Here is a 14,935-nt window from a genome sequence, read left to right on the forward strand (position 1 = left end):
TATTACGAACAAATGGATACAAACGTAGAAAATGTGAAAAAGAAGCACCCTAAGGGGCTTTATCTTGTGTTTTTAACAGGGATGTGGGAGCGTTTTAGCTACTATGGTATGCGTGGTATTTTGATGTTATACCTTACCAAGACGTGGTTAGAAGGCGGGTTGGCTTTTGATGAAAAAACAGCGTCGCTTATTTATGGTTTTGCGACAGGGCTTACTTACTTCACCCCTCTTATTGGAGGTTGGATAGCAGACAACTTCTTAGGGCAGCGTAAAGCGGTGTTATTAGGTGGTTTTATTATGTTTTTAGGAGAGGCAGTGCTATTTGCATGGACAACCCACGCAGGGCTTTATTTAGGACTTTTCCTACTGATTATTGGTAATGGCTTTTTCAAACCTAATATTTCGGCACTTGTAGGGGGGCTGTATGAGACAGGCGATAAGCGCTTGGACTCGGCTTTTTCTATCTTCTATATGGGTATCAACCTTGGGGCGTTTTTAGCGCCATTACTAACAGGATTGCTTACAGATAATATTTTTGCTAAAACGGCTATTGATATGAACACTGGTGAGGTGGCAATGTCATTTGGTTACAAATTTGGTTTTGGAGCAGCAGCTATAGGGATGCTTGTGAGTGAGTTGATATTTATTTTCTTTGCTCAGAAATACTTAGGAGACCTTGGCAAAAAACCTCAAGGAGGTAAGAAAAATGCTGTAGAATTAAATGAGGCAGAAGCAAACAAGCCACTTACTAAAGAAGAGAAAGAACGTATAGCAGTTATCTTTATTTACTTCTTCTTTGCTATCTTCTTCTTTGCAGGTTTTGAGCAAGCAGGATCATCGCTAACCTTGTATACAGATAGGTACATTGATAGAAATGTTATGGGCTTTGAAATTCCAACAGCTTGGTTCCAATCGGTAAACCCATTGTTTATTGTACTTTTGGCACCAGTATTTGCTTCATTATGGAATACAAAGTTTGGACAACGCCTGACAACACCTTTCAAGATGGGAGCAGGTATGGTGCTTTTGGGTATAGGTTTCTTCTTTATGATAGGAGCTGTGTATGAACGAGGAGGAGCCATAGGATCAGATCCTGAAGATGTGGCTATAAAAGCGAGTTTGGCATGGTTGGTGCTTACTTACTTAACACATACAGTGGGAGAGCTATGTTTGTCGCCAGTAGGATTATCAATTGTGACTAAATTATCGCCTCCACGTTTGGCAGGTATCTTAATGGGAGTTTGGATGATGGCAGCTTTCTTTGCTAATGCAGCTGGAGGAGTTATTGCTTCATTTGTAAAAGAACACGGAGCAAGTGTTATATTCACTTCAATATCTGTTTTTGTCATCCTTTGTGGTTTAGGTATGATACTACTTAATAAGAAACTACAACAAATGATGCACGGAGTTAAATAATTAGTAAATTAGCCAATTTGTAGAGTTTGCAAATTGGCTAATTACATATTAATTAAAAATAAAAAATATGACAAAGTTTAGAACAGAATCAGACCTTATCGGTGAATTACAAGTGCCCGCCGATACTTATTATGGCGTACAAACACAACGCGCTATAGATAATTTTCGTATTACAGGCACTAAGATGGGTGATTATCCTGAGTTTGTAAAAGCCATAGCTTATGTGAAACTAGCTGCGGCACAAACAAACAATGCTTTGGGGTTGTTACCTAATGAGTTGCTAAAACCCATCTCGGAGGCTTGCCACGAGGTGATTAGCGGGAAGTATGATAATCAGTTTCCAGTGGATATGATTCAAGGAGGTGCAGGAACTTCAGTAAATATGAATGCCAATGAGGTGATTGCTAACCGCGCTTTAGAGCTTATGGGACATCAAAAAGGGGAATACCAATACTGCTCACCTAATGATCATGTGAACCAATCACAATCAACCAACGATGCTTATCCTACAACAGTAAAGCTCGCTGTGATTAAGATGAACCAAAGCCTAATTGAGAAACTACGTCTTCTTATTGAGGCTTTCCGCAATAAAGGCAAAGAGTTTGCTGATGCTATAAAAATGGGACGCACTCAGTTACAAGATGCTGTTCCTATGACCTTAGGACAAGAGTTTGAAGCGTTTGCTGCCAACTTAGAAGAAGAAATAGCACGCCTACAAAACAATGCTAATCTCTTTTTAGAGATTAATATGGGAGGCACTGCTATTGGTACAGGCTTAAACGCTCCTAAAGGCTATGCAAAGCTATGTGCTGAGAATTTAGCTAAGATTACAGGTGAGGCATTTGTAACTGCTGCTAATCTAGTAGAAGCTACTCCTGATACAGGTTCATACGTAATTTATTCATCAGCCCTAAAACGTATGGCAGTGAAACTTTCTAAAATCTGTAATGATTTACGCTTGTTATCATCAGGGCCTCGTGCAGGGCTTAATGAAATTAATTTGCCCGCAATGCAACCAGGTTCATCTATTATGCCAGGTAAGGTAAATCCTGTTATTCCTGAGGTAGTAAACCAAGTGTGCTTTAAAGTATTTGGTAATGATCTTACTGTTACTTTTGCTGCCGAAGCAGGTCAGTTACAGCTAAATGTAATGGAACCTGTGTTATGCCAATGTATTATTGAATCTATTGTATTCTTAGAACGCGCTATTGATACCCTCCGTACCAAGTGTGTAGAAGGCATCACAGCCAATCGTGAGGTAATGCTTAATATGGTGAAAAATAGTATAGGTATTGTAACAGCCCTTAACCCGCATATCGGATACAAGAACAGTACTAAAATAGCTAAAGAAGCTTTGCAAACCGGTAAGTCAGTATATGATTTAGTATTAGAGCATCAATTATTATCTAAAGAGCAGTTAGACACTATTTTAGACCCTAAAAATATGCTATAATGTTAAGAGTTAATTCTATCAGAGCTAAAGAAGCAATTAATGCCCTTTGGGTTACCTTTGCTTTTCAATTTATACTTATCTTTGGTGATATATATCAGCTTTCTATTATTAGTGAAATAGAAGCTGTAGCACAAGCGGGAGGTAATGTATATGAACTCCAAGAAAAAGCAGATACCTCTGATACTATAAACACAATTGTTGCTATTATCAATGCCGTAATTGCCATTATTACAGGTATTCTGTTTATCAGGTGGTTCCGCAGGGCATATTATAACCTGCACTTGATAAAAAATCCTCTCAATTATACTGAAGGGTGGGCAGCAGGAGGTTGGTTTATACCTATTATGAGTTTTTTTATCCCATTTAGCATAATGAAAGAACTCTTTACCGAAACACGCCTTTTTTTTATTCTTAAGAACAGAAAGATTGATAATCTTTCTGATAATATACTACCTATATGGTGGTCACTCTTTATTTTAGGGAGTGTTATCCACTATATCGCATTTAGAATCTCCCTTTCGGCTAATGATATAGACGATTTTTACAACATAGGTATCGCAAGTGTAATTGCTGAAGCTATCAAGATATTTGCCGCCTATTTTGCTATTTTAATCGTTAAAAAATACGCCGATGCCGAGAGAGTCTTGTATGAGATAACCCTCCCAATAACTGATTCAAAAAACATTTTTGAAACATCAAAAGTTATAACCCAATGAAAAAAATAGTAGTAACCGGTGGCTTAGGCTTTATTGGCTCACACACCGTTGTTGAATTACAAAATGCAGGCTTTGATGTGGTTATTATTGATAACCTTTCCAATGCCCAAGAAAATGTAAAAGAACATATCGCTAAAATCACAGGTAAAGCACCCGCGTTTGAGAAGTTCGACCTTCGTGATAAAGCCGATGTACAAGACTTCTTCAAACGCCATCACGATGTGCAAGGCGTAATTCACTTCGCCGCCTCCAAAGCAGTAGGCGAAAGCGTCGAAAAACCCTTGCTCTATTATGAAAATAACCTCACAAGCTTAGTATACCTCCTACAAGAGCTCAGTAAGCTCCCCAAAGCTCACTTTATCTTCAGTTCTTCCTGTACCGTATATGGGCAAGCCGATGAGTTGCCTATTACCGAAAACGCTCCAGTGAAAAAAGCCGAGTCTCCTTACGGTAATACCAAGCAAATTTGCGAAGAAATTATTAGCGATACCTGCAAAGTAACCCCTCACCTACACGCCATTGCCTTGCGCTACTTCAATCCAATAGGAGCGCATCCATCAGCCGAAATAGGTGAATTACCTTTAGGAGTACCCCAAAACTTAGTGCCTTTTATCACCCAAACAGCCATCGGCCTACGTGAAAAGCTCTCTGTTTTTGGCGACGACTACCCTACCCCCGATGGCACTTGTATCCGCGACTATATCCACGTAGTCGATTTAGCAAAAGCACACGTAATAGCCCTACAACGCCTCTTAGATGGTAAGGACACCCAAAACTACGAGGTATTCAATGTAGGTACCGGCAAAGGAAGCACCGTGTTAGAAGTAATTCAAAGCTTTGAACGTGTCTCTGGCAAAATGCTTAACTACCAAATAGTAGGCCGCCGTGCAGGTGATATTATAGCCGCTTATGCCAATACCGATAAAGCCAATAATGTACTTGGATGGAAAGCCCAAAGTTCTTTGGATGAAGCAATGCTCTCAGCTTGGAAATGGGAACAAAAAGTACGAAACAAATAGCAAAATAAAAACAAATAACCTAATTAATTTTGCAAAACAAAAATCTCCTTGCACACTACCGCAAGGAGATTTTTTCTTTTTAATAACCATTTTTCTACCAAAATCCTCACCTACCACCCCGCACCATTCACCACCCTTTTATTTACTCCAAAGCATCAGCCCACCCTGTCAGCACCCACATCTAAGCACCCCCCAACAACAGAAAACTCTTAACAAACGACAGCCATAACTAAGTATATCGCAAATTATAAACGAAAGATAGTTATCTCCTTATAGTAGCTTACTCCACCATAAGTTTGAACGAACGAATAACGAAGGATAAACGAACTATAAACGAAGGATAGTTGGAACACTCTCACAACTCACTATATCCCAAAAAATAAACAAATCATCCTCTTTCCTTCTTATCTCCTACATTATTCCAAAAAAATAAGGCTAAGTCCACCAACGGACTCAGCCCTAAAAATATACTTTGCAGTAAGTTTTAAGCAAATACTTCTTTTTATTTTTCAAACACCTGCTCCAAAATCTTCTTTGTAATCAAGTAAGTAGGTTTTACCCCAGTGGTACCCAATCCCCCCGAAGCAAGCGTACTACCCGTTTCCAAAGGATTGTCCGATGCATAATAAGCATAACGCACCTTCACATCCTCCCGAATGCTCTTCCGTATTTTCGATGCCGATTGAATAGCTTTTTGGTAATGAGCACCCTCCATCTCCAATCCCACAGCATTCCAAGTCGAGTGCAGGAAGAATTTTAAAATATCCTTATTCTGCAATGAAGTACCCAATACCGTAATCATCGAGCCCTCAAACACCTTTAATCCATTCCCCTCAAAGTCAGCCTTAGCAAATTCATTATGAAACGGATAGTTATCTGCCGTACCCTCAAAGATATGCGCAGTAGGAATCATTAAATCACCCTTATCACCTTCCAATATGCCCGCCTTACCCATTATAGATAATGAAAACACATTCATAAAGTACGTTTCACCTCCTTTGTGATAAGGTTTTAATAATTCATCAATCGTCTCATAAGCCTGCTCCCCAAAAGCGTAATCCATCACAAAAAGCACAGGCTTCTGTTCATCTTCCAGTCCCTCCAACGAGTAAGGAGTACCACTAAAGTCCATTTTAGCAGTGTCAAACAGCTGTACATCTATATTAGTCCCCGAAGTATCATCTACCGAAATCATTCCGTGTTCGTGTGCATACTCTTTAATCTTTTTGCGCAATCCCTCACTTTCGTGCATACTTAGCAACTCATAAAGCTCAATATCAGTCTCAGCTGTCACTTCATTAGCAAGCGCTTTACGTGCAAAAAAAGTATTCATTACACTGTGCATATTCGCACTAATAATATGTAATGGGCGATGTAGCAATCCATTTTTTAACAGAATATGCTTTAAATGCTCTGCCCATATCTCACCATGTAGGTGATGACCCAAACGCTCGCGTAGCACAGTGCTAAAAGTAATAGTACGTTTGTCATCATTCAGGCGCTCGTTTAAGGCTAATTTGCCTAACCAATACACAATATGAATAAAGCGGTCGGGTAGGGTAGAGGTAGCAAGCGCTTTATGAGCTTCCAATACCTCCTCAAAAGTACGCCCTAATAAGTTACCTATATGTATGAATGAAGCTTCACGTTCAGCCAAAGTCAGTTTGTTTTTAGCTACAGCAGCTTCCAATTTTTCCCAGTCGTGTGATATTTTATTATCTTCCAAAAGGGTACGATTTGCTATTTTGTGCGATTCAACAAAAAGGAATGTAAGATGTGTAAGCACATCATATATATCCGATCTCCCACGGGTAATTTCAATGTTCATTTGCTGCTCATCAATACGATAGCAGTTTCTACGTCTTTTGGGCGGAATAATAGGCTTAAAATGCGATTTCCGATACCCTTCATCTGCAATAAGGTTGATGTACTTACATTGTTCAATACCCTCTGGCAAACGGTCAAGAACATAAATAAGCCCGTTTAGTTCTGTTTTACTTTCAGCTATTGAGCCGTATATCTCAGGGCGCAGTACTAATAGTGATTCGCGCAAAGCCTCCCCCGATACCCCCATAGGCTTATAAAAGCCCCTTGTGAACAAGTGCCTCATTGTTACATACATACGCTCTATCGCGTTAGTCGATTCTTGTGCTCTACTCTTCATACAATTCATTAATTTTTTCGTAAACAAGGTCTGGCTCCCATCCTCTATATAGTAAGTAATTAGCCAGTTTAGCTTTAGCTTTATAATGATTACTCTCTTTGATAGTTGCAAATTTCTTTTCAGCTATCATTTCAAAAGTATCTATATACTCATTTTCGTCTATTTCTTCCAGTCCCGCTTCAATTACATACCCCGATAGTCCACGGGCTTTCAGTTCGCGTTCTATACGCACTTTACCCCATTTTTTTATCCGGAACTTCCCTCTAGCATAGCTACGGGCAAAACGTTCTTCATTTAAAAAGTCATTTTTAATAAGATGGACTATTATGTCATCAATAGCCAGCGGTATCATTCCCATAGAGTACAGTTTCTGTCGCACTTCACGATGGCAACGCTCTTGATACGCGCAATAGGCTTCCAGCTTCTGTTTTGCTTCAGCTACTGTATAGGTTTTTATAGCTTTCTCTTCCATAAAATAATAAAAAGGGGCTACTCAAGATGTATTGAGTAACCCCTTTTATAACACTTTATACTATGCAAACAAATATATTAGGCTATTTTTAGAAAATAGCAGCTAAATCTTTTTTGTATTTAGAAAGTAGCGCACGTGTCAAACCAAGGTTAGCCTTAGTTGAGTCAACCGCTAAGTAGATAAAGTAGCCACCACTTGCTGCTATATCAATAATATGAATTTGATCAGTAAGGGTAACAAGAATATCAGCTATCTTTTCTCTTGATGCTAACCCCAATACTTGCAAAGCGTTTTGTTTAGCTTTTACTACTTCGAGGTTGTAAGCAGAAGCAAGGTTAGGATCAAAACTAGGGTCTACAGTATCAGAACCATAAGATACACCTGAGCGTACTTCGGTAACTGAAACAGCTATAAATCCAGGAACGTTTGTTTTCATGTCCTGAATAAATTTGTCTAAAACATTTGTCATTGCTGTGAGGTTTTACTAATTGATGGAATATTTATTTAAAATGTGAGGCATCGAGCGGATTTGAACCGCTGTATAAGGTTTTGCAGACCTCCGCCTAACCCCTCGGCCACGATGCCTTTTTTTCATTCTGGGTGCAAAGATATAACAATTTTTTAAACTGTCAAACTTTTTTCACTTTTATTTTTACACTTACATTTGCCACATCGCCAGCTATGGGTGGGTTAATCTTCGCAATCTTTAGTGTTATTTTCTGAATATCAGTGAGTTCATCCAGTATGCGGTCTGCTATTCGCTTTGCTACATTTTCTAATAATTTAGAACGAATAGCCATTTCTTCTTTTACTATTTTGTTCAGATGTACGTAATCTACCGTATCGCTAAGAGCATCCGTTTGCATTGCTTTTTGTAGGTCAGCACTTACTTTTAGGTCTACCCTATAATCACTGCCTATCATTCCTTCTTCAGCCAAACATCCATGATAAGCATACACTCGTATGTTCTTTAAGATAATCTGTTCCATTTTGCCTGTTATCGTTGCGCACACTTACAGTTACTAACTCCTTGGAATAGGTCAAGACCCAAAGTGATCACGTGAGTTCCCGAGTTGTATCCTATTATCTCATTCAAAGTAAGCTGGTATGAATAAGCAAAATATAACATACCTCTCTTAATACCTCCCATAGGACCTATGTTCAGTGGTTTTAAAATCTGGTCATTTAGTGAGCGGTAATTTACTCCTACCCAATAGTAATCTTCCAAATCCATCCAGCGGAATTTAAGATTCACATCCGTGGTAGAACGTCCATCACTCTCATAAAACTGGTATAACAAAGAAGGTTCTATCTCAAAAGTAGCTTTCTTGTCTGCTTTGTATCTATAACCAGCATAAACCATATAGTTACGAAGTGCTTTTGGTTCTTCTTGGTAAAAACGCTCAATATCTTTATTCAAAATATTTAGTGCAGTAAGGTTTACATACCAGTTTTTGTAACGGTATAATACCCCAACATCAAAGTTGTGGTTTACAGTAAAGCGGTCATTAGTTACTGCTTGGTCATTACCCGAAATAGTTTTATTGAACTTGTTAATATCAATTTTAAAAGTATTAAAAGCGTATGAAATACCAAAAGACACAAAGTGATTGTCATAACGGTCAAGTGTCAAGTGGTGTGCAAAAGTAGCTTTACCACCACGCTGATAGGTATGCCCATTGCGGTCATTGTAAAGCATTAAACCTGCACCACTGCGTTCTCCAAGTCGCATATCTCCTGCAAGTGATTGGTAATCAGGAGCTCCTTTTACTCCTACCCATTGCGTAATACCCGATAAACGAATTCGTACAAAGTCCCCAATACCTGCATAAGTAGGGGCTATTAAAAACTCGCTGTCTGCCAAATACTGGTTCTGTTGTGGGAGGTTTAGCTCCTGTGCAACACTCTTACCAGCAAAAGCACATACTGCCAAAAGTAAAAATACTATTTTTTTCATTGTCGATAAAAATTAACTTTAACTATTTTGCTTGCTATATTGTTAGTTGTTATAAGCTTCCTTTACACCTATATAGTGAAAGGATAAAACTTATAAATTTGCAGCAAATATACTTCTTTTTTTTATACCACCATACTTTTTTAGCTAATAAAGTATAACATTTAACATTTTTATATCTTTATTAACAGTTTTAGAAGCCAAAAAATAACCCTCTTAATAATACTCTATAACCCTCTTAGTAGTACTTTTAAGCACACCATCTATATATTCCTTTATTTCAGTAGCACTACCTTGGCTATCGTATTTATATTCATAAGTATCTACCTGTTTGTTTTCAGTTAAAGCATAGTAATACTCTCTACGTTCTATATAGTCTTTGCTATTATAAAAAGTGTTGCTTTTTACTGTAGGCTCTTTTGAAGGTGGAATGTAATATGTCCCCTTTATAATACGTCCTTGTTTATTGTATTCTAGCACCCCCCTTTCTGTTCTATCAATGCCACTTGTTTTGCTTATTGCTTCTACTTCTCGCTTGTCATGGTTATAAGTGTGTTGTAGGGTGGTAGTTCTACCATTATCCTTATCATTAATCACTTTCGTAAGTACTAATCCTTCAGGAGTATATTTTTCAGTAACTTGCTCCATAACATCGCCAGTATTATTATTGTATGTTATGCTGCTCATTCCTTCAGGATTATAAGTGTAGTAGGTCGTTATCGAACTGTAACTAGGCCCTTCTCCCTCTATTCCTATTTTAGAATGTTGTACTACCTCAGTAAGATAACCTTTCTCGTTAAAAGAGTAAATTACCGAATCTTTTAAGTGTAAGGGAAACGCCTTTTCATTGTTTATAACCTCTACCATCCGCTTCACCTTTCCTCTCAGGTTATTCTTCTCCACATCGTTAATAGCAGGAATTCCCTTACTACAGCTTGCTAATGTCGCAACCGCAATGATTATAAAACCTATTTTTTTCATAAGTGTAAATTGTTGTTTATCAAAATAATTTTAGTTGTTGCTCTTCTAATAGGCGGAATGTCTTGCGGTGGTGCTCTGTAGCCCCGTATTCAGCTATAGCTTTGCGGTGTTCAGGGGTAGGGTACCCTTTGTTTTGTTGCCAATGATACTCAGGAAACTTCTCTGCCAAAGCCGTCATATAGTCATCTCTATACGTTTTCGCTAGTACCGATGCCGCTGCTATTGTCTGTATTTTCCCATCACCTTTTACCACACAGGCGTGCCGAATATCTTTATAGGGTACAAACTTATTGCCGTCTACAGCTATAAATTCAGGTATTACTTTTAGTCCATCTATCGCGCGATGCATTGCCGTGATCGATGCCCTTAAAATGTTCAGCTTATCTATCTCTGCCGGTAGCACGTGGCATACTGCAAAAGCCACTGCTTCTTGTTCTATAATAGGCCGAAGTAAGTAGCGTTGCTTTTCTGTTAGTTGTTTTGAGTCCGTTAGTAGCTCATTCTTAAAGTCAGCAGGCAATATCACAGCCGCAGCCGTTACAGGGCCGGCAAGGCAGCCTCTTCCTGCTTCATCTGTACCAGCCTCCAAAGCCGAATGATAAAAAAGCTGTAACATCTCTCTTTCTATACTATTTTCTTAGTAATATTCTATAGTGCGTTGGCTAGTATTAATTTTTTCTCCATTAGTATACAGCTCTCTAGTCACAGCACTGCCCTTTGCATCGTATTTATATTTAAATTGCTCTACTCTTTTCTGGTTCACCCCGCCAAATTCTCTTATAACCTCTTCCAAGTAACCTTTGTCATTGTATTTATAAGTCGTCTTATCAGTAATTTTGCCGTCTCTACCTTGTGAGATTTCCGTAAGCACTCGTCCTTTTTCATCAAAAGTTACCTTTTCTTTTAGCTCTTCCTTTCTTAGGGCTGTTACAGCTGTTATGGTAGCCTCTTTACCTCCATTGGTGTATGAGTAGGTAATAGTATACCCTCCCTCATCACTGCTATCGGTTTTTAGCTCCAAAATCCTCCCTTTATCATCTGTTTTTTTTATGAATTTCTGTTCTCTACCGTTATCATCAGCATCAGTAATCTCTACTACATTATCATTTTTGTAGTCAAATACACGTTTGGTGCTGGTTTTTATGGTGTCAGTTCCGTATGCAGCAGCCGAAGTATGTGTTATTTCCGTAAAATAACCTTTTTCGTTAAACAGAAACGTAGTTGTAATCTTTCTCTCTTCCGAGTTTTCGTATGTAGTAACCTCTACCACACTTTTTACCTTCCCGTTTAGTTGTATGCTTTCAGCATCATTAAGCACTCCGCTCTCTTTATTGCAGCTCACAAGCGCTACCAATCCTATCAGTGTAATAGCCAATTTTTTCATTGAAATATTCTTTTTTTCTTCTTATGTTATTCTTCTTCCCAATCTCGTCAAAGGTACCACTTGTCCTCTTTCAGTCGCCAGCTTCCTACCGGTTCTTTGAGAATACCAGCGTACTACAATTCCCCCCAAACCCAAATGAGTTTGAAAGCACATTGTTTATACTCTTATGTTTTAGTTTTGTCTCAGGTCGTATACTCACCTCTTCCATCGGGGTATGATAATTCAAGTTCGCAAATACCACCCCATTGCGTAATGACAGTAATGAGAATACAGCCTCCACTGCCGATGCCGCTGCCAGTGTATGCCCCGTATAAGGCTTTGTCGAACTAAAATCAGGCACCTCTTCCCCAAATAAGCGTATTAGCGCACGGCTTTCCGATAGGTCATTGTTAGGCGTAGCCGTCCCGTGAGCGTTTATATAATCTATATCTTTAGGTTCCAGCCCAGCCACAGTCAGTGCCTTTTGCATAGCCAGATAAGCCCCCTCACCATCTGCCGATGAAGCAGTTTGGTGATACGCATCATTAGCATTCCCCCAGCCTTTAAGTACCGCCTTTATAGGTACCTTTCTCGCTTTAGCACTCTCTTCCGATTCTAGTACTATAAATGCCGCAGCTTCGCCCAAGTTCAGCCCTTTTCGGTTTTGGTCAAAAGGCGCACAGTCGCTATCACTCAGTATCATAAGTGAGTTAAAGCCGTTTATTGTAAATTTCGAAAGCGCATCAGCACCTCCCGCTATTAGGCAGTCAGCCCTACCACTGGCTATCAGTTCAGCCGCCGTAATAATCGCATTTGCCGATGATGAGCAAGCCGTGCTCAGGCTCGTTACCAGTCCTTTTATCCGGAAGTAGTCCGCTATTTGGTGCGTCACATCGCCTATGTTATGGGTAGTAATATACCTCCTTGCCGATTCATTAGTCGCATACTCATAAAAGTACCGCTCGGTCATATCCATACCCCCCACACTCGATGCCATCACCACCCCCACATTACTCGTAAGCAGCTTTTTGCTAAGCCGTGCATTAGCTATCGCCTCCTGTGCCGCCATTATCCCCAGTAGGGCTGTCCGTGAGTAAGCATTTAATGAGCGTAAGTGTAGCAGCTTGCTAAGTTCAGCATTAGTGAGTTTTATCTCACCCACTTTTATATTGTTAGCGTGAGCCGTATCTATATTGCTTATACGCGTCAAGCCCGCTTTCTTATGAGCCAACGCATAAAAGTTCGCTTCCACCGAGTTTCCTATCGATGAAATTATACCAGCCCCCGTAATAACTACCTTCCTTCGCATTATTTAGTACGATGAGCAGTAATATACTCAGCCATAGTCCTTACCGAACTAAAAATATCCTTCCCCTTCTTAGGGTCATCTAGCCTAATACCGTATGTTTTATCCAAAAGCACTATAAGTTCCAAAGCATCGATAGAGTCCAGTCCCAATCCCGACCCAAATAAAGGGTCATCTTCTTTAATATCCTCAGGAGTTACCTCTTCAAGGTTAAGCACCTCAATAATTTTGTTTTTCAGTTCTGCAATAAGAGCATCCATATAATTGAAATTTAATTAGGGCACAAAAGTACAAAAAAAATATGAAGCAAGCAAATAATCACACCCACCATTCCCCCATTCCCCCACTTCACCCCATCATTCCCCCACCCTCACACCCCACACCCCTAAATTGCGAAAAATGCAAAACCCACCTCCCCCCACACTATCCCCTGCCTCCCAACCCCTCTTCCCTAATAATCAACTCATTACACCTCCACCCTCTTACCTCCACCCTCTTATCTTTTACCTACTTTAAACGAACCAATAACGAAGGATAAACGAACTATAAACGAAGGATAAACCTCACCACCCTGATTCTCAGCCCTTCCACCCCCAAACATTCTCTTTGCCAAATCCACAACCAAAACCCCCAAATCATACATTATTCACACACTTTCCTCCTATTCACCCCATTTTTCTCAATTATCAAACACCCACCTATCCCCTATCTCATCACTCCTCTCTCCTCACCCCTCTCTCCTCACCCCTAACTCCTCACCCCTAAAAAAAACTTGCATATCAATAATTATTTTGTACCTTTGCGGCACTAATTTAACAACCCCAACTTTTTAGCACCCCACCAGTAGCTATACCGATGATTGCCAATCCGTTGGGACAATTAATCATTAAAATTTATGAACTTTAACCAAGCTCGTGAGCACCTCAAAAACGTGCTCCTCCCCACTCACCTCATTTACAGCCCCATCTTCTCCGAAGAATCAGGCAATCAAATCTACATTAAGCCCGAAAACCTACAAAAAACAGGCGCATTCAAAATACGCGGGGCTTATAACAAAATCCTCAAACTTACCGACGACGAAAAAAAACGAGGCGTAATAGCATCCTCAGCCGGTAACCACGCACAAGGCGTAGCCTACGCAGCACGCGAACTCGGCATCAAGGCAGTCATCGTAATGCCCACCACCACACCACTTATTAAGGTCGAATCCACCAAAAAATACGGAGCCGAAGTAGTACTACACGGCGATGTCTATGACGACGCCTACCAAAAAGCCAAAGAACTCGAAGCGCAAGAAGGATACGTATTCGTACACCCCTTTAACGACCAAGACGTCCTCGAAGGACAAGGAACCATCGCCCTCGATATCCTCGACGAACTCCCACAAACCGACGTCATCGTAGTACCCATAGGAGGGGGCGGACTCATATCCGGTATCGCCTGCGCAGCCAAACAAATAAAACCCTCTATCAAAATAGTAGGTGTCGAACCAAGCGGAGCAGCTTCAGCTACCGAAGCCCTCAAAAAAAACAAAGTAATCACTCTACCCGAAGCCAATACCATTGCCGACGGTACAGCCGTAAAACGAATCGGCGAACTTAACTTCGATTACATCAAGCAATACGTCGATGAAGTCGTTACTGTCGATGATTATGAACTTACCGAAGCTTTCCTACTACTGGCCGAAAAACACAAACTCATAGCCGAAAACTCCGGAATACTACCACTCGCAGCACTTAAAAAATTAGAAGATAAAGGAAAAAACATAGTCCCCGTAGTAAGCGGCGGTAATATGGACGTGCTAATGATCTCCTCAATGATTAATAAAGGACTCATCAGCCGCAATCGCATATTTAACTTCTCCGTTAATATCCCCGACCGCCCCGGCGAACTGGCCAAAATCACACACATCATCGCACAAGCAGGTGCCAATATCGTCAAGCTCGCTCATAACCAGTTCAAAAACCTCTCTCGCTTCCGCGATAAAGAAGTACAAATAACTGTCGAAACAAACGGATCCGCACACATACAAAAGCTCATCGAATTGTTTGAGGAAAAAGGATATAAAATCAGTTAATTCACCACACAATA

At 40.0% G+C, this 14,935-nt stretch carries 15 protein-coding genes and 1 tRNA gene; 5 read left to right on the forward strand and 11 right to left on the reverse strand.

Annotation, left to right across the window (positions count from 1 at the left end):
* Positions 1 to 12 precede the first annotated feature (12 nt).
* The 4 genes from C4H12_RS11630 (at position 13) to galE (ending at position 4,604) form a co-directional block, all read left to right on the forward strand.
* Positions 13 to 1,416: a peptide MFS transporter gene (locus tag C4H12_RS11630; RefSeq protein ID WP_106099064.1), complete on the forward strand. Its 1,404-nt coding sequence runs from the start codon at positions 13 to 15 to the stop codon at positions 1,414 to 1,416.
* 67 nt (positions 1,417 to 1,483) lie between these two features.
* On the forward strand, positions 1,484 to 2,869 hold the full coding sequence (gene aspA / locus C4H12_RS11635) for an aspartate ammonia-lyase (protein ID WP_106099065.1): 1,386 nt from the start codon (positions 1,484 to 1,486) through the stop codon (positions 2,867 to 2,869).
* Positions 2,869 to 3,585, forward strand: a complete 717-nt coding sequence (locus C4H12_RS11640) for a DUF4328 domain-containing protein (protein ID WP_106099066.1) — start codon at positions 2,869 to 2,871, stop codon at positions 3,583 to 3,585. The genes aspA and C4H12_RS11640 overlap by 1 nt, the downstream gene beginning before the upstream one ends.
* Entirely contained in the window at positions 3,582 to 4,604 is a 1,023-nt protein-coding gene (gene galE / locus C4H12_RS11645; RefSeq protein WP_106099067.1) for a UDP-glucose 4-epimerase GalE, read from the forward strand. The genes C4H12_RS11640 and galE overlap by 4 nt, the downstream gene beginning before the upstream one ends.
* 502 nt (positions 4,605 to 5,106) lie before the next feature.
* Here galE and C4H12_RS11650 read toward each other — a convergent pair.
* The 11 genes from C4H12_RS11650 to C4H12_RS11700 form a co-directional block, all read right to left on the reverse strand.
* Positions 5,107 to 6,768 (reverse strand): hypothetical protein, encoded by a 1,662-nt coding sequence (locus C4H12_RS11650; protein ID WP_106099068.1) that lies wholly within the window; start codon positions 6,766 to 6,768, stop codon positions 5,107 to 5,109.
* Positions 6,758 to 7,240: a regulatory protein RecX gene (locus C4H12_RS11655; RefSeq protein WP_106099069.1), complete on the reverse strand. Its 483-nt coding sequence runs from the start codon at positions 7,238 to 7,240 to the stop codon at positions 6,758 to 6,760. The genes C4H12_RS11650 and C4H12_RS11655 overlap by 11 nt, the downstream gene beginning before the upstream one ends.
* An 88-nt stretch (positions 7,241 to 7,328) precedes the next feature.
* A complete protein-coding gene (locus C4H12_RS11660) occupies positions 7,329 to 7,709 on the reverse strand; it encodes a hypothetical protein (protein WP_106099070.1) in 381 nt (126 codons plus the stop codon).
* 45 nt (positions 7,710 to 7,754) lie between these two features.
* Positions 7,755 to 7,825: transfer RNA gene (locus C4H12_RS11665), tRNA-Cys, on the reverse strand.
* A gap of 44 nt (positions 7,826 to 7,869) precedes the next feature.
* Positions 7,870 to 8,229 carry a dihydroneopterin aldolase gene (folB, locus tag C4H12_RS11670; protein WP_106099071.1) on the reverse strand — a complete coding sequence of 120 codons (360 nt, stop codon included), beginning with the start codon at positions 8,227 to 8,229 and terminating at the stop codon, positions 7,870 to 7,872.
* 8 nt (positions 8,230 to 8,237) lie between these two features.
* The gene (locus C4H12_RS11675; RefSeq protein WP_106099072.1) at positions 8,238 to 9,197 is read right to left on the reverse strand and encodes a type IX secretion system membrane protein PorP/SprF; all 960 of its coding nucleotides are present in this window, start codon (positions 9,195 to 9,197) and stop codon (positions 8,238 to 8,240) included.
* 213 nt (positions 9,198 to 9,410) lie between these two features.
* The gene (locus C4H12_RS11680) at positions 9,411 to 10,175 is read right to left on the reverse strand and encodes a hypothetical protein (protein WP_106099073.1); all 765 of its coding nucleotides are present in this window, start codon (positions 10,173 to 10,175) and stop codon (positions 9,411 to 9,413) included.
* A gap of 19 nt (positions 10,176 to 10,194) precedes the next feature.
* Positions 10,195 to 10,791, reverse strand: coding sequence for a ribonuclease HII (locus tag C4H12_RS11685; RefSeq protein WP_106099074.1), 597 nt, complete (start codon positions 10,789 to 10,791; stop codon positions 10,195 to 10,197).
* A 21-nt stretch (positions 10,792 to 10,812) separates the two neighbouring features.
* Positions 10,813 to 11,559: a hypothetical protein gene (locus C4H12_RS11690; RefSeq protein ID WP_106099075.1), complete on the reverse strand. Its 747-nt coding sequence runs from the start codon at positions 11,557 to 11,559 to the stop codon at positions 10,813 to 10,815.
* Between the two features lie 85 nt (positions 11,560 to 11,644).
* Entirely contained in the window at positions 11,645 to 12,847 is a 1,203-nt protein-coding gene (locus C4H12_RS11695) for a beta-ketoacyl synthase (RefSeq protein WP_106099076.1), read from the reverse strand.
* On the reverse strand, positions 12,847 to 13,104 hold the full coding sequence (locus tag C4H12_RS11700; protein WP_106099077.1) for a phosphopantetheine-binding protein: 258 nt from the start codon (positions 13,102 to 13,104) through the stop codon (positions 12,847 to 12,849). Before C4H12_RS11700 ends, C4H12_RS11695 begins: the two co-directional genes overlap by 1 nt.
* A 635-nt stretch (positions 13,105 to 13,739) precedes the next feature.
* On the opposite strand from C4H12_RS11700, the gene ilvA reads away from it, so the two are divergent.
* The gene (gene ilvA, locus C4H12_RS11705) at positions 13,740 to 14,921 is read left to right on the forward strand and encodes a threonine ammonia-lyase (RefSeq protein WP_106099078.1); all 1,182 of its coding nucleotides are present in this window, start codon (positions 13,740 to 13,742) and stop codon (positions 14,919 to 14,921) included.
* Positions 14,922 to 14,935: the final 14 nt, after the last annotated feature.

The sequence above is a fragment of the Capnocytophaga sp. oral taxon 878 genome, from assembly GCF_002999135.1.
In the GTDB taxonomy this organism is placed as follows: domain Bacteria; phylum Bacteroidota; class Bacteroidia; order Flavobacteriales; family Flavobacteriaceae; genus Capnocytophaga.